16 protein-coding genes are annotated in these 19,471 nt (G+C 72.9%); 11 read left to right on the top strand and 5 right to left on the bottom strand.

What is annotated here, in order from left to right:
* Positions 1-97: 97 nt before the first annotated feature.
* On the top strand, positions 98-2,434 hold the full coding sequence (locus HNR13_RS18435; protein ID WP_179608099.1) for a cell wall-binding repeat-containing protein: 2,337 nt from the start codon (positions 98-100) through the stop codon (positions 2,432-2,434).
* Between the two features lie 83 nt (positions 2,435-2,517).
* On the opposite strand, the gene HNR13_RS18430 is transcribed toward HNR13_RS18435, so the two are convergent.
* A complete protein-coding gene (locus tag HNR13_RS18430) occupies positions 2,518-3,669 on the bottom strand; it encodes a PrsW family glutamic-type intramembrane protease (RefSeq protein WP_179608097.1) in 1,152 nt (383 codons plus the stop codon).
* Positions 3,670-3,870: 201 nt separating this feature from the next.
* Here HNR13_RS18430 and HNR13_RS18425 point away from each other — a divergent pair, with 201 nt between their 5' ends.
* The 4 genes from HNR13_RS18425 to HNR13_RS18410 all read left to right on the top strand — a co-directional run bounded on the left by HNR13_RS18425 (position 3,871) and on the right by HNR13_RS18410 (position 8,155).
* Positions 3,871-4,134, top strand: a complete 264-nt coding sequence (locus HNR13_RS18425; RefSeq protein WP_179608096.1) for a hypothetical protein — start codon at positions 3,871-3,873, stop codon at positions 4,132-4,134.
* 135 nt (positions 4,135-4,269) lie between these two features.
* Positions 4,270-4,854, top strand: a complete 585-nt coding sequence (locus HNR13_RS18420; protein ID WP_343063613.1) for an RNA polymerase sigma factor — start codon at positions 4,270-4,272, stop codon at positions 4,852-4,854.
* Positions 4,851-5,783, top strand: coding sequence for a hypothetical protein (locus HNR13_RS18415; RefSeq protein ID WP_179608092.1), 933 nt, complete (start codon positions 4,851-4,853; stop codon positions 5,781-5,783). The genes HNR13_RS18420 and HNR13_RS18415 overlap by 4 nt, the downstream gene beginning before the upstream one ends.
* A gap of 41 nt (positions 5,784-5,824) precedes the next feature.
* Positions 5,825-8,155: an FUSC family protein gene (locus HNR13_RS18410; protein ID WP_343063612.1), complete on the top strand. Its 2,331-nt coding sequence runs from the start codon at positions 5,825-5,827 to the stop codon at positions 8,153-8,155.
* A gap of 34 nt (positions 8,156-8,189) precedes the next feature.
* On the opposite strand, the gene HNR13_RS18405 is transcribed toward HNR13_RS18410, so the two are convergent.
* The gene (locus HNR13_RS18405; RefSeq protein ID WP_179608091.1) at positions 8,190-8,861 is read right to left on the bottom strand and encodes a FadR/GntR family transcriptional regulator; all 672 of its coding nucleotides are present in this window, start codon (positions 8,859-8,861) and stop codon (positions 8,190-8,192) included.
* A 286-nt stretch (positions 8,862-9,147) separates the two neighbouring features.
* Between HNR13_RS18405 and HNR13_RS18400 the strand changes: the two genes are divergently transcribed.
* Entirely contained in the window at positions 9,148-10,821 is a 1,674-nt protein-coding gene (locus HNR13_RS18400) for a 2-isopropylmalate synthase (RefSeq protein ID WP_218881265.1), read from the top strand.
* 17 nt (positions 10,822-10,838) lie between these two features.
* Here HNR13_RS18400 and HNR13_RS18395 read toward each other — a convergent pair whose 3' ends face one another.
* Both HNR13_RS18395 and HNR13_RS18390 read right to left on the bottom strand, forming a co-directional pair.
* Positions 10,839-11,567 (bottom strand): ABC transporter ATP-binding protein, encoded by a 729-nt coding sequence (locus HNR13_RS18395; RefSeq protein WP_179608089.1) that lies wholly within the window; start codon positions 11,565-11,567, stop codon positions 10,839-10,841.
* Positions 11,564-12,649, bottom strand: a complete 1,086-nt coding sequence (locus HNR13_RS18390; RefSeq protein ID WP_179608088.1) for an FtsX-like permease family protein — start codon at positions 12,647-12,649, stop codon at positions 11,564-11,566. Before HNR13_RS18390 ends, HNR13_RS18395 begins: the two co-directional genes overlap by 4 nt.
* 152 nt (positions 12,650-12,801) lie before the next feature.
* Here HNR13_RS18390 and HNR13_RS18385 point away from each other — a divergent pair, with 152 nt between their 5' ends.
* The 5 genes from HNR13_RS18385 (at position 12,802) to HNR13_RS18365 (ending at position 18,508) form a co-directional block, all read left to right on the top strand.
* Positions 12,802-13,992, top strand: coding sequence for a sensor histidine kinase (locus tag HNR13_RS18385; RefSeq protein ID WP_179608086.1), 1,191 nt, complete (start codon positions 12,802-12,804; stop codon positions 13,990-13,992).
* Complete coding sequence (locus tag HNR13_RS18380; RefSeq protein ID WP_179608085.1) at positions 13,989-14,609, top strand: response regulator; 621 nt, start codon at positions 13,989-13,991, stop codon at positions 14,607-14,609. The genes HNR13_RS18385 and HNR13_RS18380 overlap by 4 nt, the downstream gene beginning before the upstream one ends.
* A 195-nt stretch (positions 14,610-14,804) precedes the next feature.
* On the top strand, positions 14,805-15,923 hold the full coding sequence (locus tag HNR13_RS18375; protein WP_246312807.1) for a hypothetical protein: 1,119 nt from the start codon (positions 14,805-14,807) through the stop codon (positions 15,921-15,923).
* Between the two features lie 84 nt (positions 15,924-16,007).
* Positions 16,008-17,387, top strand: coding sequence for a flavin monoamine oxidase family protein (locus tag HNR13_RS18370; protein WP_179608083.1), 1,380 nt, complete (start codon positions 16,008-16,010; stop codon positions 17,385-17,387).
* Between the two features lie 467 nt (positions 17,388-17,854).
* Positions 17,855-18,508 (top strand): hypothetical protein, encoded by a 654-nt coding sequence (locus HNR13_RS18365; protein WP_179608082.1) that lies wholly within the window; start codon positions 17,855-17,857, stop codon positions 18,506-18,508.
* Here the strand turns inward: HNR13_RS18365 and HNR13_RS18360 are convergent.
* Positions 18,505-19,419: an aldose 1-epimerase family protein gene (locus tag HNR13_RS18360; protein ID WP_179608080.1), complete on the bottom strand. Its 915-nt coding sequence runs from the start codon at positions 19,417-19,419 to the stop codon at positions 18,505-18,507. The two genes, HNR13_RS18365 and HNR13_RS18360, sit on opposite strands and share 4 nt — an antisense overlap.
* Positions 19,420-19,471: the final 52 nt, after the last annotated feature.

Genomic DNA, 19,471 nt, shown 5'->3' with positions numbered 1-19,471 from the left:
ACCCCCGTACTGGGGTAGAGGGAAAACCGGCCAGATGGTTTTGACTGAGCGGGATGCCCGCCCACCAGAGCGGGCCATACCCGAAAGTGAGCCGCCGTTGCGTGATCACGCCGCCGCCGCAGTCCCTGTCCACGACCACTTCACGACTGCGCCGCCGCGGAGGCTCAGGCGCACCCTCGCGGGCGCCGCCGTCGCGGCCCTCGCCGTCACCGGCGTCGTCGCCGCCGGGATGCCCGCGTCGGCCAACCCGGGTACGGGTGGCTACACGAACGCCTTCACCGCCTCTGTCGGCGGGACGGTGACCGACGTCGCCGTCGACTCCTACACCGCCCAGGCGTTCGCCGCCCGTAGCGGCGGCGTGGACATCGTGGACGAGAACTCGGGCGCGCGGACCGCGACGGTCCCGCTCCCCGGCGCGACCAGCCCTGTGCTCGACGCCGACGCGACGCGCGCCTACGTCTGGGCGCTGGACGCAGCGAACAACAAGCTCTACCGCATCGACGAGCGGACGAACTCGGCCACCCCGGTCTCCATCGCGGGCGACCTCCGGGACGTCGCGGTGGATCACACCACCGGCAAGGTCTTCGTGACCACCGGCTCCACGGGCACGGTCGTCCCGGTCGACGAGGTGACCCTCGCCGTCGGAACGCCCATCCCGGTCAGCGGCACCCTCACCCGGATCGGCGTGGACTCCGCTGCAGGCGTCCTCTACGTGGTCGACTCGGCCGGACTGAAGGTGTCGGTCGTGGCCGAGGCCGCCGGGACGGTGTCCGGAAGCGTCACGGTCACGGCGAACATGACCGCGATCACGGTCGACAGCGCGCACCACAAGGCCTACCTCGGGTCCGCCGCGCTGAACAACACGGTCGCGGTCATCGACGGTTCGGCCCTCACCGGCTCCTCCGTGGACGTCTCCACTCCTGGCTACAGCGGCGGTGTCACGTCGCTCGGCATCGACCCGTCCACGCAGACGGTGATCGGACGCAACGGCGGCCAGATCTTCCGCATCGACACCACGACGGGATCCTCACGGTTCTGGAACCCGATGGGCAGCTCCGTCACCGCGGGCGACATCGCTGTGGACGTCTACACGAACACCGCGCTCTACGCGGCGGCCAACACGGTCCTCGCTCAGTGGGAGCCGATCTCGATCCTCGGCAGCATCTCCGGAGTGGTGCCCGCCGGCGCTCCGTACTCGCAGGTCCTCAACGGCTACGCGGACCCCGGATCGCCCGTCTTCAGCATCAGCGGCGGCGCGCTCCCGACGGGCCTCGCGCTGAACGGCGACACCATCTCGGGAACCGCCACCACCCCGGGTACCTACACGTTCAACGTGACCGCCACCAACGCCGGCTACGGCGACTCCGTCACCCAGACCTACAGCCTCCACGTCGTCACCGTCGACCGCACCGCGGGCGCCGACCGGTTCGCCACGTCGGTGGAGGTCTCGAAGGCGTCGTACCCGGCCGCGTTGAGCTCCACGGCCACCCTCTACATCGCCAACGGCGTCTCGTTCCCCGACGCGCTGTCCGGCGGTCCGGCCGCCACGCAGGGCTCGGGTCCGCTGCTGCTGACCGCTCCCGGCTACCTGCCCACGTCGGTGTCGGACGAGATCAAGCGCCTGAAGCCGCAGCACGTCGTGGTCGTCGGCGGCCCGGCCGTGGTGAGCGAGGACGTCGTCACCGCGCTCAAGCAGCTCTCGCCGGACGTCCAGCGCGTCTACGGCGGCGACCGGTTCGGGACCTCGCAGGCCGTCATCCAGCACGCCTTCACGTCGGCGCCGCTCGTCTATGTGACGACCGGCCTGAACTTCCCCGACTCGCTCAGCGCCGGCGGCGCGGCGGGCAGCCTGCACGCTCCGCTGCTGCTGGTGAACGGCGGCGCGACCTCGGTCGACACGGCCACGGCCAATCTGCTGTCCTCGATGCACACGACCAAGATCGTCGTCATCGGCGGCTCCGCCGTCATGTCGCCGTCGCTGGTCGCGGACTTCGCCCGCTTCGGCACGGTCACGCACCTCGCGGGCGTCGACCGATTCGATTCGTCGCAGCAGATCGTGGAGACCGCATTCGGGCACAGCAGCCGGGTCCTCCTGGCCAACGGCCTGAACTTCCCGGACGCCCTCGGCGCCTCCGCCTGGTCGGGCTCGACGGCCTCGCCGCTGTTCATCACCCTCGGCGGCTGCGTGCCGCAGCGGACCCTGGACGACATCTACTTCCTGGGGGCCACCGAGGTCACCCTGGTGGGTGGGACGTCCGTGCTGAACGCGGACGCGGCGGCGCTGACGAGCTGCGGCGGCTGGTCGGTCATCGCGCCGACCTACCCGGCGCTCGCACCGGCCGCGGCCAAGACGGGAGGATCGGCGGGCTCCGGCCTCGTCTACGACCACCCGGTCGCCCCGTCCCTCCCGGTGAACCCGCGCACGCACCACTGAGCGCGACCGCCTGAACCACGTCGATCCCCGTCCGGAAGGGCGGGGATCGACGTGTTCCGTGGAGACACTGCGTGCGTTGGGGCTCAGCCCGCCCCGACCGCCGTCGGCGTGGCCGCGGAGGCCCGCGCGGCCGCCGTCCGCCGGATGCGCCGGACGACGAGCAGCCAGGTCAGCCCGCTGCCGAGCACGAACACGAGCGAGAGCAGCAGCACGATGATCCCGCTCGCCGCGCCGAAGACGCGGGCGGTCGCCGCCCACTGGAGGACGTCGAACAGGCCGTGCGCGGCGGCGAGGCCGAGGTAGGCGAGGACCATGCCGATCGTCAGCCGGAACCGGCCGCCGCGCGCCGCCCCGAACACCGCGGCGCCGAGCAGCGCGGAGAACACCGGGTGCAGGAAGGGCCCGCTGAGCTCGCGCCCCGCCGTGGTGGTGAGGAAGAGGCCGATCCCCGCGCCGGTCGAGTGCCCGAGGACGTACGACTGCTGGAGGTAGCCCAGGTTCTCGACGAAGCTGAAGCCGAGACCCACCGCACCGCCGACGAACAGTCCGATCCGGGCGTTCTTGACCGGGAGCCGCAGGCACAGCAGGACCGCGCAGAGCATCTTCACCAGCTCCTCCACCAGCCCGGCGGAGGCCAGCACGGCGAAGCTGGGATGCTCGAACGTCCCGCCGGCGGCGATGTCGATGAGCCCCTCGATGGGCAGGACGAGCAGCGTCGCGGCGGAGCCGCCGATCAGTGCGACGGCGACCAGGCGCGGGACGCTGAGCCGGTCCTCCGGGCGGAGCTTGTAGGCCATCGTGTAGAAGATCGCGGCGGCCGCGGTCCCGCTCCCCGTCACCAGCAGGTACGGCGAGAGCACGGCGGGGGCGCCGGCGCCCGCGTTCGGGTCGAGCGCCTCGAACAGGAGGCTGAGGCCGAACAGCCAGAGCCACACGGCCGCGCTTCCGGCGACGATCAGCCAGCCGCCCCACCGGCCGATCCACTTGGTGCGGCGGCGCGGGCGCGTAGCGGCCTCGCCGGGGAGCTGGGCGTACCCACCCTGGGCGTAGGAACCCTGGGCGTAGGAACCCTGGGCGTAAGAGCCCTGCGCGACGCCACCCTGTCCGCCCGCGGCCTGTGCGCCGCCCGGCCACGTGTACGCCGTCCACGACCCGCCGCTCCACCAGCGGTACGACGGCGTGGGGTTCGGGTCGGGATACCAGCCGGGAGGCGGCGGCGGAGGCAGGACGCTCATCCGATCAGGATAGGTACTCGCGTGGCCGCCGCCCCCTCGCCGGCCGTGGCGCGCCGCAGCCGCCGGGGCACGGGAAGGCGCTGAACCTGGACTCGGTCGAAAATAGTTCGTCCCGCGCGTAACCTTCCGGGCCCGTCCGACGATCACCAGTACGAGGGCCTCGGCCCTGTCGTTCGTCCCCGGAGTCAGGAAAGGCCATCGATGCCCCTCACGACCCCCGCCCCCGACGCCGTCTTCGTCGCCCCCGCGAAGACGGAACGCGGGACGGGTGCCATCGCGGCGAGCTGTGCGACTTCGGTCGTCCCCGTGAAGTCCGCCGCCCAGCGTCCTCGCACCACCGTCCCGTCCGGCGCCCCCTTCGCGGGAGTCGCGGCCGGGCCGGCGGGATCTGCCACGCCGACCCCCCGGGGCGCGCGGATCCCGACCGGCCCCGCCGCGGGGCCGGCCGGCCGGCGGAAGGCGTAGACGATGGACCACTGCCTGCCGCGGGCTCGGGTTCTCGCGGCGGGCGGTGGTGATGGTGGGCTCGCCCTGCACGGGGTCGGTCTCCTCCCGGCGGACTGGCGGATCCCGCTAGAGTGGCCGCGGGAGGCCCCGCCCGTGAAAGACCACGCTCAGCGCGACAGCACCGCCGTGCTGTTCACGGACGCCTACCGCACCCACGCGGCCTCCGTGCTGGCGTATCTGCGGTCGCAGGGCGTCGACGATCCGGAGGCCGTGACGCAGGACGTCTTCCTCGCCCTCTACCCGCGGCTCGACGCGCTCGCCGGCGGACGGGACGGCCTGCGCGCGCTGCTCTTCACCATCGCGCACGCGCGCGTGGTGGACCACCACCGGCGCCGCTCCCGCGTCCCCGCCTCGATCGCGTACGACCCGCTCACGGACACCCGAAGCACCCCGTCGGCCGAGGACCACGTGGTGCACGGCGACACCGGGGTCGCGGAGCTGCTGAGCCGGCTGACCCCCGAGTACCGCGACGTCATCGCGCTGCGCATCCTGGCCGAGCTGACGATCGACGAGGTCGCCGGGATCATGGGCCGCAGCTCCGGCGCGATCAAGCAGCTGCAGCGCCGGGCCCTCATCGCGCTCCGCCGGGAGGTCGCGGACGACCAGACCGTGCCGGTCGGCGGCGTGCCGGTCGGCGCTGTGCCGGCTTTCGCCCACGGCCGGGAGGAGGCGCGATGACCGCAGGGAACCCCTCCGACGACGCGGTCCTGCGCCTCCTGGACGAGGCGGGGCTGGCCGACGATGCCGCGCTCGCCGCACTGCTCGGCGAGCTCAAGGCCACCACCCCCGCGGAGCCGCCCGCGCCCTCGCGCGACGTCGCACGGCTGATGTCCGGCCGGCGTCCGGCGCGCTCCTGGCTCGCCCGGCGCGGCACCCGGACCACGACGGTGGTCCTGCTGGCCGCCGCGCTGGCCGGTGGCGCGTCGGCCGCGGCCGCGGAGAGCCCCGCCTTCCACACCGTCGTCGGCGACGCCCTCTCCACCCTGGCGACGCTGGCCGGACCGCACAGCCGCCCGACGCCCGCGGCCCCCTCCGGCCCCACCCCGGAGCAGGAGGCCCAGGGGACGGGCGCCCCGACGCCCGGCACGGCAGGCGGCCGCCCGGGACGCGGCACCTCCACCGGTCCGGGTCGCGACTCCGCCGGAGCCCAGCCGGCCCCCGGCGCGCAGGTGACCCTCGGGAACCGGGGGCCGTCCGGCGGCGAGGGCACGGACGGCAGCGGGGACACCGACGGCACGGACACCCACTCGGCGCAGGATGACACCGGTTCCGCGGCCACGGGCACCGTGTTCGGGAACGGCGCCGCCGGCGGCGCGGGCACGTCGTCCCGCGACGGATCGTCCACGGGGGCGTCGGGCTCGTCCACGGGGGCGTCGGGCTCGTCCTCCGGAAGGTCGGGCGCCGTGACCGGGAAGTCCGGCAGCGGGGGCCAGCCAGCCGGAGACGGCACCACCGCCGAGAAGCCGGCCCCCGCCCGCAACGCGACCGGCTCCGCGCCGCCCTCCTCGGCCCGCCCGGGAGGCTCCGGCAGCTCCGGCAGCTCTGGCAAGCCCGGCAAGGCCCCCTCCGCAGGCGACTCCCAGGGCTCCGCGGGCTCGGACCGCTGATCCCGCTGCCGTCCGCGCCTCTCGCCGGGCTAGGGTGTCCGGTGACGAGCGAGGAGGTGCGGATGCGCGCGGCGACCTGGCTGAAGCGCCACGATCCCGACTACTCCGCCCTGCGCCGCGCCGGCCGCGCCGCCATCGTCATGCCGCTGCTGTTCGCGTTCGGCGGTCTCGTGCTGCACGACCCCCAGGTCGCGACCTTCGCCGCGTTCGGCTCCTTCGCGATGCTGCTCCTCGTCGACTTCACCGGGCCCCTCGTCGAGCGCGTCCAGGCCCAGCTCGCGCTCGCCGTCGTCGGCGCCGTACTCGTCTGCCTCGGCACGCTCGCGTCGCGTCCGGTGTGGCTCTCCGCCGTCGCGATGGCCGTCGTGGCGTTCGCCGTGCTGTTCGCGGGCTCGGTGAGCTCGGTCACGGCGTCTGCGAGCACGTCCCTGCTGCTGGCGTTCATCCTGCCGGTCACCCTGCCGGGGACCGTCGCCTCTCTCGGCCCGCGGCTGCTCGGCTGGGGGATCGCCGCCGCGGTCGCGGTCGTCGCGATCGTCGCGCTCTGGCCGGCGCCCGCCCGCGAGCCGCTGCGCGGGCCGGCGGTGGACGCCTGCCGGGCGCTCGCCGCCCGGCTGCGCGCCGAGGCCGCCGCGATGCTGCGCGCCGGGAACCCGGAGCTGGCGGCAGAGCGCGACCGCGCGATCGGGGAGGCAGACGCGGCGGTCGACGCGCTGCACACCGCGTTCCTGCGCACGCCGTACCGGCCGACCGGGCTGAGCACGTCCGCGCGGACGATCGTCCGCCTGGTGGACGAGCTGAACTGGCTGAACTCGGTGATCGCCCAGTTCGACCACGTGCGGATCCCGAACGCGGCCACGCCCGGGCCGGTGCACGTCGCCGCGTTCGAGGTGAAGAGCACCGCTGCGGCGGTCCTGGAGGAGGGGGCCGCCCTGCTCGCCCGGCACGGCGGGGACCCGGCCGCGCTGGAGCGGGCGCTCGCCCTTCTGGTGGAGGCGCGCACCGGCGTGGAGGCCGCCACGATGGCGCTGCCGGTCGCGGCGGACCCGGACGGGCGGCACAGGGTCGCCGACGACATCGTGACGGCGCTCGATCCCGGGTTCCGCGCGCAGGAGCTCGCCCAGGCGGTCGAGACGGTCGCCGGGAACATCGCGCTCACCGCCCGCGCCGAACGCCGCAGCTGGTGGCAGCGCGCCCTCGGCCGGCAGCCCGGCGACCTGGCCGGACCTGTTGCGGTGGCGGCCGAGCGCGCGAGCGGGTTCATCGGCTGGAACTCCGTGTGGCTGCGCAACAGCATCCGCGGCGCGATCGCGCTCGGCCTCGCCGTGCTGCTCGCCAATCTGACCGGAGTGCAGCACTCGTTCTGGGTGGTCCTCGGGACGCTCTCCGTGCTCCGCTCGAACGCCCTGAGCACCGGACAGACCGTGCTGCGCGGCGTGGTCGGGACGGCGGTCGGCGTCCTGCTCGGCGCGGCGGCTATGGTCGCGATCGGTGACAACCGAATCGTGATCTGGTTCCTGCTGCCGCTCGCGATCCTGGTGGCGGGCATCGCGCCCGCGGCGATCTCGTTCGCGGCGGGGCAGGCGGCGTTCACCATCCTGCTGGTGCTGCTGTTCAACCTGATCGCGCCGTCCGGCTGGACCGTCGGACTGATCCGCATCGAGGACATCGCGCTCGGCTGCGCCGTCAGCCTGGTCGTCGGGCTGCTGTTCTGGCCGCGGGGCGCCGCTGCGTCGTTGCGGCAGGCGCTGGCGGAGGCCTACCGGGAGAGCATCCGGTATCTCGCCGCCACCGTCGCGTTCGGGCTCGGGCGCTGCGAGATGACCGCCGCCGACCAGCCGGAGCCGCGCCAGCAGGCGCTCCGCGCGGCCGCCGCCGCCCGCCGCCTGGACGACGCGTTCCGCACCTACCTGGGCGAGCGCGGCGCCAAGCAGCGGCCGCTCGCGGAGGTGTCGGCGTCGGTCGGAGGCGTGGCGGGCGTCCGGCTGGCGAGCGACGCGATCCTCGACCTGTGGCGGCGGCAGGAGATCGCGGGGGAGGAGCGGGCGAGCGCGCGCCGGTCGCTGGAGGCCTCGGTCGAGCGGCTGGACGGCTGGTACGGGCAGCTCGCCACCAGCCTGGTCGCGCGCGAGCCGCTCCCGGAGCCCGTCCCGGCGGACCCGGCCGACCGCCACCGCCTCGCCGACGTCGTCGCCGACGACCTCGGCGACGGCACCGGCCACATCGTCGCGCGCGCGGTCCGGATCATCTGGACCGGCGACTACCTCGACGTCGTCCGGCGCCTGGAGTCGGTGATCGTCGGCCCCGTCCACGCGCTGGGCGACGACCTGGCCGCGGGAAGGCGGGTGTCCGGGGGCGACCGCGCGGGCTAGACGCAGGCGGCCGGGAGGTCGTCGACGCGGCGACTCATCCGGTCAGGTTCGTCGTGAGTGACGCGAGATGCTCACGTGCGGCGGCGGCTGCGGACGCGGGGTCTCCGTCGGCGATCGCGTCGTAGATGCGGTGGTGCGAGGCCTGGTCGGCGTCGCTGCCGTGATCGCCTCGTCTGCGGAGCATGGCGATCATGGCTTCGCGGCTGCGCGGTGTGAAGCTGTCGAACATCTCCAGCAGGATCGGATTGCCGGCCGCTGCGACGATGGCGCGGTGGAAGGCGGTGTCCGTGTCGACGTGCTGTTCGATTCGCTCGCGGTGCGCCTCACGGGCCTCGAGCGCCTTCTTCAGGCGGCGCAGCTCTGCCGGGGTGCGGCGTTCGGCCGCGAGTGCCGATGCTTCGACTTCGATGGCGATGCGGGCCTCGATCACGGCGCGGATGTCGGCACGGCCGATCTTCTGCGTCCAGTCCTCCGAAGCGTCGAGCGCCGTGACGAAGACGCCGGCGCCTTGCCGGGTGGCGAGGATCCCGCGGCCGGCGAGCTGGCGGATCGCCTCGCGGATGGTGGAGCGGCCCACGCCGAGCTGCGGCGCCAGTGTGGTCTCTCCCGGCAGCTTCGCTCCGAGTGCCCACTCGCCGGCGCGGATGCGGTCGAGCAGGAGTTCGGCGGCCTGATCGGCGAGCGGTTCGCGGCGAACGGTGGTCATCAGCCCATCATCCCAGAACCACCGACTCCTCTACTTGTCTGAGGAGTTGTGGTAGCCTGCTGGCCATGCGCTCCTTCGAGCTCCTTCTTAGCCGCCGCGGCGGGGCATAGCCGGACCGGCTCCCCGACGCGGAGCCGAAACGCGCGCCGGTCCCTCTCTCATCCGACCGAAGAAGGACCCTGTGCACAACACGAAAACGAACACGAACACGTTCTCTCGCCTCTCCACCCCGTCCGGCCCGATTCCCGCCGATGTGCCCGCGTGGAATCGTCAGCGTCGTTCGCAGATGCCCTCGCACCGGTACCGCGACGTCTACTCCCGCGTCGAGGTGCCCCTGACCGAGCGCGAATGGCCGACGAAGCGCTTCACCGCAGCACCGCTGTGGGTGCCGGTCGATCTGCGGGACGGCAACCAGGCGCTCGCCGAGCCGATGGACCCCGAGCGCAAGCGGCGCTTCTTCGAGCTGATGGTCCGGATGGGCTACACGGAGATCGAGGTCGGCTACCCCTCCGCGTCGCAGACCGACTATGACTTCGTGCGCCTGATCGCCGAGACCGGCATCGCGCCGGACGACGTGACGATCGTCGTCTTCACCCCGGCCCGCCGTGACCTGATCGAGCGCACCGTCGAGTCGATCCGCGGCATCCGCAACGACGTCGTCATCCACCTGTACACCGCGACCGCGCCGACGTGGCGCGACGTGGTGCTCGGCCACGACCGCGCGGCGCTGAAAGAGCTGATCCTCGCGGGCGGCCGCGACGTGCTGGAGTTCGCGGGGGACCTGCCGAACGTGCGCTTCGAGTTCTCTCCGGAGGTCTTCAACCTCACCGAGCCGGACTACGTGCTGGAGGTGTGCGATGCGATGACCGGGCTCTGGGACGCGACACCCGAGCGGCCCGTCATCCTGAACCTCCCCGCGACGGTCGAGATCGCGACCCCGAACGTCTATGCCGACCAGATCGAGTACATGCACAAGAACCTCGCCCGGCGCGAGGCCGTGATCCTGTCCGTCCACCCCCACAACGACCGCGGCACCGGCATCGCCTGCGCCGAGCTCGCCGTGCTCGCAGGAGCTCAGCGCATTGAAGGGTGCGTGTTCGGGAACGGGGAGCGCACCGGGAACGTGGACATCGCGACGCTCGCCCTCAACCTGCACGCCCAGGGCATCGACCCGATGATCGACTTCTCCGACATCGACGAGATCCGCCGCACGGTCGAATACTGCAACCGCATCGAGATCCACCCGCGCCACCCCTACGTGGGCGATCTCGTGCACACGGCGTTCAGCGGCACCCATCAGGACGCGATCAAGAAGGGCTTCGCCGAGCACCGCGCGCGTGCCGCAGCCGAAGGCCGCGCCGAGGCCGAGATCGAGTGGCGAGTACCGTACCTCCCGATCGATCCCGCCGACCTCGGGCGCAGCTACGACGCCGTGATCCGCGTGAACTCGCAGTCCGGCAAAGGCGGAATCGCCTACCTGCTGGAGAACGAGTACGGCATCGAGCTGCCGCGCCGACTCCAGATCGACTTCGCCCGGCATGTCCAGCGGCACACGGACGCCAGCGGCGGCGAGGCCACGGCCGCCGAGCTCTGGGAGATCTTCCGCGAGGCGTATCTGGCGCAGCCGGACGAGCCCGACGCACCCGCGCTGCACGCATTCGACACCACAGACACGGCGACGACGATCACGCTCCGCATCGACGGTGCCGAGCGCCGCAGCGTCCACGAAGGCATCGGCCCGGTGGAAGCGCTCGCCCACGCCCTCGCACAGCACGGCATCCGCATCGAGATCGTCAGCTTGCATCAGACCAGCATCGGCGCCGGCGCCGGCACCGACGCCCTCACGCTCATCGAGTACCGCGACGGCCGCGACACCCGATGGGCTGCAGGAACCGACCGCTCCGTGCTCGCCGCGACCCTCGAAGCGGTCCTCCGTGCAGCCGCATCCACGACACAGTGATCGCGCACCGCACCGCGCTAGACGACGGCGGACTTCACCGGACCGTCGATGGTTCCCGTCGTCGCGGCCACCCCGGTCACCCTCCCGTCGACCACCGTCACCAGCTCGTCGAGCGCGGGCGAGTGGACGAGGTCGTGCGTGACCAGCAGCGTGGCGGTGCCGCGCTCGTGCGTGAGCCGGGCGATGAGCTCCATCACGGCCGCGCCGCTCTCCTGGTCGAGCGCGCTGGTCGGCTCGTCCACCAGCAGCACCTGCGGGCTGCGGACGAGCGCCCGGGCGAGGGCGACGCGCTGGCGCTGGCCGCCGGAGAGCTGGGCCGGCCGCTTGTCGGCGTGGGCGCTCAGGCCGACCGCGTCGAGCAGCTCGTCCACCCGCTCCCGCACCTGCGCCCGCGCCGCCTTCCGGTGCGAGCCGCCCAGTTCGCCCATCACCTGCAGCTGCTCGCGGGCGGTCAGCGAGGCGAGCAGGTTGGACTGCTGGAACACGATCCCGATCCGTTCGCGGCGCAGGCTGGTCGCCGCGTCCGCGCTCAGGGCGGCCGCGTCCTCCCCGCCGATCAGCACGCGGCCGGAGTCGGGGCGGATCAGGGTGGCGGCGAGGGCGAGGATGCTGGACTTGCCGGAGCCGGACGGCCCGGTGATGCCGGTGACCACGCCCGCGCGGCCGGTCAGGGTGACGTGGTCGACCGCGGTGACACGGGAGGATCCGTCGGGGAAGGTGAGGGTGACGTCGTCGAGGGTGATCATCGGTTGCTCCCGAGTGCGGTGAGGGGGTCGGCGGAGGTGACGGTGCGGAGGGCGAAGGCCGCTCCGGCGAGACCCAGCAGGGTCATCGCGGCGGCCGGCACCACGGTGGTGAGCGGCGCGACGAGGAACGGCAGCGCGCCGGAGGCGAGGGCGCCGAGGCCGAGGACGACGAGCATCCCCGCGCCGATCCCGGCGACGAGCACGACGAGGGCCTGCCCGAGCGCGTCCGCGACGAGGGACCGCTGCGTCGCGCCGAGCGCCTTGAGGACGGCGATGTCGCCGGAGCGCTGCATCGTCCACACCGTGAAGAAGGCGCCGACGACCAGGGCCGAGATGCCGAACAGCATGGCGACCATCAGGCCGAGCGAGCCGATCTCGCTCTTGAACGTCTCCAGTGCGCTCAGGCTGAGGAGCGTGGGCTGGGCGGAGGTCCCGGTCCGGCCGGCGACCGCGGACCAGTCCGGGCTGCCGGACACCGCGAGGACGGTCGGCTCGCCGTTGCCGCCCATGCGCTTGTCGGCGGCCGCCCAGGCGTCAGGGGTCAGTGCGATCACCGGCGTGTGGCTGTACCAGGCATCGCCGCCGACGAGCGCGACGCGGTAGTCCGCGCCGAGGATCGAGACGGTGTCGCCCGCGGCGGCGTGCAGCTCCTTGGCGGCGCCGGCGGACAGCCCGACCTCGGCGTCGCCGGAGGGGGCGAGGCGGGTGAGGTCGGTCGCGCCGGTCGCGCCCGCGTCGGCGGGGAGGCCGAACAGGGCCACGCCGGCCGAGGTGCCGTCCTGCGTCGCCCGCGACTGCGCGATCCCGACCGGGACCACGGCGCTCACGCCGTCGGCCTGCCGCCAGGCCGCGACGGCGGAGGGGGACAGCGACGACTCGCTGAAGCTCGCAGCGCCCCCGGCAGGCTTCTGCAGCACGAGCTGGTCGCCGGGGAGGCCGAGCACGGCGGACACGTTCTGGGCGGCGAGGCCGCCGGTGAGGCCGGCGAGGAAGCCGACCAGCACGGTGATGAGGGCGACGACGCCGCCGATGAGGATGAACCGGCCGCGAGCGTGCCGGAGGTCGCGCCAGGCGACGAACACGAGGAGTCCTTTCTGCGGGCCGGAACGGTTCCGCCCGTGTCCCTCCAGCCTTCGCTCATCGCCCGCGCGTCACATCGTCGATGCGGTCGAACCTGTTCTCCGACTTTCCATTGATGCCGCGCGGGGGCCTCCCTCCGTAGGCTGGGCGTGTCATGTCCCACAGCGCCCTCACCCCGGTCTTCGTCGGGCTGCGCGTCGGGCTGCACGTTCTCATCGCGGGCCTGCTCGTGCTGGTGGCCGTGCGGTTGCCGGCGCTGCCGCCTCCCGCCGCGGTCGCCGGCCTCGTGCTCGTCGTGCTGTTCGCCGCGGTCTACGTGTCGAGCGTGTTCGTCCGGCGCGTGCCGGAGGGCAGGCGCCGCGCGGCGGCGACCGTCTGGGTGACAGCGCTGGCGCTGATCTGGGTCGGCCTGGTGATCCTCGTGCCGGAGGCCGCGTACCTGTCGTTCCCGCTGTTCTTCCTCTTCCTGCACCTGCTCCCGCACCGGGTCGGTCCGGTCGCCGTCGTCCTCACGACGGTCGTCGCGATCCTCGCGCTCGGCCTCCACCAGGGCTTCTCCGTCGCCGCGGTCATCGGGCCGCTGATCGGAGCGGGGGTCGCCATCCTGCTCGGCCTCGGCTACCGCGCCCTCGCCCAGGAGGCGGCGGAGCGGGAGGCGATCCTCGCCGAGCTGCTCTCCACCCGAGACCGCCTCGCCGAGACCGAGCGGGAGCAGGGCGCCCTCGCCGAGCGGGCGCGGCTCGCCCGCGAGATCCACGACACCGTCGCGCAGGGCCTGTCCAGCATCCAGATGCTCCTGCACGCGGCCGAGCGGGCCGACCCGGACCGGCCGGGCATCGAGCACGTCCGTCTGGCGCGCCAGACCGCCGCCGAGAGCCTGGCCGAGACGCGCGCCTTCATCCGGGAGCTGACCCCGCCGGCGCTCGACGCCGGCCTCGGCGAAGCGCTGCGCCGGCTGGGGGAGGCCCAGTCCACGCCGGGAGGCCTCCGGGTCGAGGTCGACGCGCCGCCGTCGCTCGACCTGCCGATGGACCTGCAGACGGCGCTGCTGCGGATCGCCCAGGGCGCGATCGCGAACGTCCGGCAGCACGCGAACGCCGGCCGGGCATCGCTCACCGTGCGCGCGGACGGCGGCTCGACCGTGCTGGTGATCGCCGACGACGGCGCCGGGTTCGACCCCGCGGCGGTCGCCACCGGTCCGCGCGGCGCCGACTCGTTCGGCCTCCGCGCGATCGCCGAGCGCGTCGCCCAGCTCGACGGGACGCTCGAGGTCGACAGCGCGCCGGGGCGCGGCACCCGGCTGACGGTGACCGTGCCCACGACACGAGCAGGGAGCGACGCATGATCCGCATCGTCATCGCCGACGACCACCCGGTGGTCCGCGCCGGCATCCGCGCGCTGCTGGACGCGGAGGACGACCTGGAGGTTATCCGCGAGGCGGCGACCGCCGACGATGCCGTCGTGCTCGCGGACCAGCTCGCGCCCGACCTGGTGCTGATGGACCTCCAGTTCGCCGACGGCCCGCGCGGCGCCGAGGCGACGCGCCGCATCCGCGCGCTGGACGACCCGCCGCACGTGCTCGTGCTGACCAACTACGACACCGACGCGGACATCCTCAACGCCATCGAGGCGGGGGCCAGCGGCTACCTGCTGAAGGACGCCCCGCCGGACGAGCTGGTCGCCGCCGTGCGGGCGGCGGCGGCGGGCGAGAGCGCGCTCGCGCCGGTCATCGCCGGCCGGCTCATGGCCCGGATGCGCGCGCCGCTGACCAGCCTGTCCGCGCGCGAGCTGGAGGTGCTGGAGCTCGTCGCGGCCGGCGCCTCCAACACCGACATCGCCGGCCGCCTCCACATCACGGAGGCCACCGTGAAGTCGCACCTGGTGCACATCTTCACCAAGCTCGACGTCGGCTCCCGCACCGCCGCCGTCAGCGCGGCCCGCGCCCTCGGCCTGCTGCGCTGAGGGCCCACCGCCGCGCTCCACCCCGCCGCGATTCGTCACGAATGTCGCGAATCCCGTTGCGTTTCTCCACATTCGGCGCGAATGCGTGCGGCCAGGAGCTCCGCTGACACGCGTATAGCCGCGCCGCGGCGCCCGGCGTTACATTGTGCGCGACGTCGACCGGCCTGGTCGCGCGGGAGTGCGGAGGTGGTCGCGATGAGCACCAGGGATCGGGTCCTGCCGACGTTCGGCGGCCTCAGCGCGCCTGCCCGGCTCACCGTCGAGGGGGCCGGGATCGTGGTCGGCGCCGCGACCTTCGTCCTCGCGGGCGTCGTCGCGCTGATCGTGTTCTGGGGCAGCAGCCTGCCGATCGCCGGCCCGGACTCGGTCGGCCAGTTCGTGGCGATCGCGGCCGGTGTGGTCGCGTTCCTCGCGTACTTCGTCGGCCGGCTGTGGCGCCGGGAGGGCCCGACCCCGTTCCAGATCGCCGCTGCGCCCGACGGCCGGCCGCATCGCGCGACGGGTGTGGACATCTTCGACACCTTCGCGATCGCGCTCGCCCACGGAATCCTCGCCCTGCTCGGCTGGCTGGTGCTCGGCGCCGTGCTCGCGAACGGGTTCCAGGACGCCACCGTCTACTTCCTGTCGGCGACCGTGCTCGCGGGCGCCGCCACCGGCGTGACCGCGTACGCCGTGTTCCTCTCCGCGGCCCAGATGGACCTGATGCGGCTCTCCACCGTGCTGGCGGCGTTCGCCGTGGTCGGCATCCTCGCGTCCATGCTCAGCGCGCCCGACCCGCACTGGTGGATGAAGCACCTGAGCGCGCTGGGGATGTCGCAGAGCGTCTCCTCGCTCACCTTCAACCTCACGCTGATCGTGGCGGGCGTCATCGTGACCGCCATCGCCCGGTACGCGACCGACGCGCGCGGCATCGTCGACCCGAAGCGGCGGGCCGCGGTGGTGCGCGTGCGCGTCGGGCTCATCCTGATCGGCGTGCTGCTCGCGTGCGTGGGCATCTTCACGCTGAACATCTCGATCCTGCTGCACAACGTGTCCGCGGTCGGGATGGTCCTCGTCTTCGCGCTCGTCGTCTTCTGGGTGCGCGCCGCGCTGCCCACCGCGCCGCTGTCGTTCTTCGTGCTCGGCTACGTGTTCTTCGCGACGATCATCGCCGTCCTGGTGCTCTTCGCCGTCGGCTACTACGTGCTGACCGCCGCGGAGCTCGTCGCCGGCGTCCTGGTGTTCAGCTGGCTCATCGTCTACCTGCGGATGACCGGCGCGGCGACCGCCGAACTGCGCGCCCAGCAGCAGAACGTACACGTCGTCGAGGAGTGACCAGTCCCTTCGACACCGTGTACATGATTCCGGGTCGCACGCCCGCCTAGCATCCTCGTGAACCCCGATGGAGGAGTGATAGCCATGAACAGCATCGAACGTGACGTCGTCATCGTCGGCGCTGGAGCCTCCGGCCTCACGGCCGCGACGGAACTGACGAAGGCCGGCCTGAGCGTCGCCGTGCTGGAGGCCCGCGACCGCGTGGGCGGCCGGCTCTGGACGGACGACATCGACGGCGCGACCCTGGAGATCGGCGGCCAGTGGGTCTCGCCCGACCAGGACGCCCTGATCGGCACCCTCGAAGAGCTCGGGCTGGAGACCTACTCGCGCTACCGCGAGGGCATCAACATCTACCTCGGCGAGAACGGCGCCCGCCGCACCTTCGAGGGCGAGATCTTCCCCGTCGCCCCGGCGACCGAGCAGGAGATCGTCGGCCTGATCGAGCGCCTCGACGCGCTCGTCGCCGAGATCGACCCGGACCGGCCGTGGGAGCACCCGCAGGCGAAGGAGCTGGACGAGATCTCGTTCCGCCGCTGGCTGGAGACCCAGACCGACGACGAGGAGGCCCGCCTCAACATCGGCATGTTCATCGCGGGCGCCATGCTCACCAAGCCCGCGCACGCGTTCTCGGCGCTGCAGGCCCTGCTCATGGCCGCCAGCGCCGGCAGCTTCAGCAACCTGGTCGACGCCGACTTCATCCTCGACAAGCGGGTGAAGGGCGGCCTCCAGCAGGTTCCGCTGCTGCTCGCCGAGCGGCTGGGCGACGACGTCCACCTGAACTCCCCGGTGCGTACGCTCCGCTGGGACGCCGAGGGCACCGGCTCCGGCGTCACCGCGATCACCGACGACCTCCAGGTGCACGCCCGGTTCGCGATCCTGGCCGTGCCGCCGGTGCTGATCAGCCGGATCTCCTACGAGCCGCCGCTGCCGCGCCGCCAGCAGCAGCTGCACCAGCATCTGTCGATGGGCTTCGTCATCAAGGTGCACGCCGTCTACGAGACGCCGTTCTGGCGCGACCACGGCTACAGCGGCACCGCCTTCAGCCCGTACGAGCTGGTGCACGAGGCGTACGACAACAGCTACCACGGCGACCCCCGCGGCACCCTGGTCGGCTTCGTCTCCGACGAGTCCGCGGACGACGTCTTCCGGCTGAGCCCGGAGGAGCGCAAGGCGCGCATCCTCGAGTCGCTGTCGCACTACTACGGCGTCCAGGCGCTGAGCCCCGTCGTGTACTACGAGAGCGACTGGGGCAGCGAGGAGTGGACCCGCGGCGCCTACGCCGCGAGCTTCGACATGGGCGGCCTGGCGCGCTACGGCGCGGACCTGCGCACGCCGGTCGGCCCGATCCACTTCTCCTGCAGCGACATGGCGGGCAAGGGCTACCAGCACGTGGACGGCGCGATCCGCGTCGGGCGCGAGACCGCGGCGGCGATCGTCGCGGCCCTCCAGCCGGCCGGGCGCTAAGCCTCCCCAGACCGCGCGCGGCCAGTCGTGGATGGCCGCGCGCACCACTCCCGGTCGGCCGGGACGCGCACCGTCGTGGGATGCGCGTCCCGGCCGCCGGTGACGAACGCCCGGAAATGCTTTCATAGCATCCCGGAAACCTGCGAAATCTCACATGGGGCATGTATCGTGTGACTACGGGCACCGTGAAGCATCCGGTGGCCCGGTGGCAGACGGCAGGTGAGAACGGGTACTCGCCTTCGTCATCAATGCCACGCTGCTCCTAGTGCAGCCATTCGATGCCCCCAGCCGGTCGGGTTCCGCTGGGGGCATCGCCCGTTTTCCGGGAAACTCGCGCAGCTGAGGTCGAAAGATGTGATGGTGCTTGACGTTTCGGGAGCGCTTCAGCAGAGTCTCTTCGATGGGTGCCGCGGGTGGGGCGTCCGCTGGGCCGTTGTCTGCGGCTCGGATCGACGAGGGAGTGGGACGTGACGGATGAGCCGGTGAGCGCGTCGCGGGCCACGCTGATATGGGGCGGGGCGGGCCTCGTGCTCGCGACGGTGGTGCCGATCGTTGCGGAGGTGGGCTGGATCTTCCCGCCACCGGGCACGTCGTGGCTGTACTTCGCGGTCACGCCCTTCGCCGGGACGGCATCCGCCGCCGTCCTGGTCATCGCGTTCGTCCTGCTGGCGTTCGGTGTCCGCGGTGAGCGGGGCATCGCCGGTGCGTCTCGGGTCGGAAGGACCGCCCTCGTGGTGTTCGCCCTGACGAGCGTTGTGTCGGCCGGATACGTCTCGATGAACCTGACCGTAGTCGCCGTGAGTCCGGGACAGATGGCGGTCGTCAGCATCCTGTTCTGGGCCCTTGCGCTCGTCCGCGTGGTCGCCCTCATCGTCGCTGCCCTGGCCGCCTTCCGGGCCGGAGTGCTCACCGGGCCGGCTCGCTGGGCGCTCCCGGCCCTCGCGCTGCTGCTGGTGGCCACGCATGTGCTGGGCCGGATACCCCTCCCGGTTGCGACCGACGCCTGGCTCTGGGGGCTCGTCGCGATCCCGTCCGGGCTGCTGCTGACCGGCGTGCTCTTCCTCGTTCAGGGACTGCGCTCCCCGCGCACGATCGAGGCGCCCGCCGCCCCCTCGGGCTAGAGCGCCCGGATCGTCCACCCCGCCGCGGCCGACTCGCCCGGTGCGAGCACGATCAGGTCGGTGCCCGAGTTGAACGCGTCCGGCGGGCACGTCATCGGCTCGACCGCGAGGCCCAGGCGGTTCAGCTCCGGGATGTCGCGGTCGGCCGTGTGCACCTGCACCCACGGGCACGCCGCGTCCCACGTCATCGCCACGCCGGTGCCCTCCGGGGCGATCAGCGAGACCGTCGCCGTGCCGTCGGCGTCGCGGCGCAGCCCGGTGAACGCGTGGTCGATGAACGTGTCGCCGATCGGTCGCGCAGCGCGGAAGTCGAAGGGGCCTCCCATCACGTCGGCGAGACCCACCGGGATGAGCCGGTCCTCGGTCACCGTCAGCACCCGGTCGGCCGGGAGGTCGAGCGTCCAGTCGTCGACGCGGCCCTCGCCCGCGACCAGGTACGGGTGCGGACCGGTGCCCCACGGCGCCGGCGACGAGCCGGTGTTGGTGCCGGTCACGGTGGTGTGCAGGCCGTCGTCGTCCAGCACGAACGCGACCGCGACCTCCACCCGGTGCGGGTAGCCGTCCTGCGCCTCGATGGTCGCCGCGAGGGTCACGCTGTCCGCCGCGCGGTCGATCGCGGTGAAGTCGAGCCACGTGGCGAGGCCGTGCAGGGCGTGGCCGCGGCCCGGCTCGGTGAGCGGGAGCTGCTGCGCCACACCGCCGAACGTGTACCGGCCGTCGACCACCCGGTTCGGCCACGGCGCGAGCGTCGCGCCGCGGAAGGCCGGGCGCACCTCGTCGGCGTCGAACGGGACCACGAGGGGCCTGCCGTCGAACTCCAGGGTCCGCAGCGACGCGCCCACCGAAGCGATGGTCGCGTGGTAGTCGCCGGCGGTCAACCCGAAGTGCGTGCCCGAAATCGGAATGCTCATCCGCCCATTCTGTCGGCAACAGCCGAGTACGCAGAAATTCAGGCGAAAACCG

The organism is Leifsonia shinshuensis, from assembly GCF_013410375.1.
Taxonomy (GTDB): domain Bacteria; phylum Actinomycetota; class Actinomycetes; order Actinomycetales; family Microbacteriaceae; genus Leifsonia; species Leifsonia shinshuensis.
Note: the sequence above shows the minus strand (reverse complement) of the source record. Positions and strands in the feature narration are given on the sequence as shown.

Coding starts and splice junctions, on each gene's coding strand:
- HNR13_RS18405 (WP_179608091.1), bottom strand. CDS start 8,861: ATGACCACCGTTCGCCGCGAACCGCTCGCCGATCAGGCCGCCGAACTC.
- HNR13_RS18400 (WP_218881265.1), top strand. CDS start 9,148: ATGCCCTCGCACCGGTACCGCGACGTCTACTCCCGCGTCGAGGTGCCC.
- HNR13_RS18415 (WP_179608092.1), top strand. CDS start 4,851: ATGACCGCAGGGAACCCCTCCGACGACGCGGTCCTGCGCCTCCTGGAC.
- HNR13_RS18370 (WP_179608083.1), top strand. CDS start 16,008: ATGAACAGCATCGAACGTGACGTCGTCATCGTCGGCGCTGGAGCCTCC.
- HNR13_RS18375 (WP_246312807.1), top strand. CDS start 14,805: ATGAGCACCAGGGATCGGGTCCTGCCGACGTTCGGCGGCCTCAGCGCG.
- HNR13_RS18380 (WP_179608085.1), top strand. CDS start 13,989: ATGATCCGCATCGTCATCGCCGACGACCACCCGGTGGTCCGCGCCGGC.
- HNR13_RS18395 (WP_179608089.1), bottom strand. CDS start 11,567: ATGATCACCCTCGACGACGTCACCCTCACCTTCCCCGACGGATCCTCC.
- HNR13_RS18385 (WP_179608086.1), top strand. CDS start 12,802: ATGTCCCACAGCGCCCTCACCCCGGTCTTCGTCGGGCTGCGCGTCGGG.
- HNR13_RS18430 (WP_179608097.1), bottom strand. CDS start 3,669: ATGAGCGTCCTGCCTCCGCCGCCGCCTCCCGGCTGGTATCCCGACCCG.
- HNR13_RS18360 (WP_179608080.1), bottom strand. CDS start 19,419: ATGAGCATTCCGATTTCGGGCACGCACTTCGGGTTGACCGCCGGCGAC.
- HNR13_RS18425 (WP_179608096.1), top strand. CDS start 3,871: ATGCCCCTCACGACCCCCGCCCCCGACGCCGTCTTCGTCGCCCCCGCG.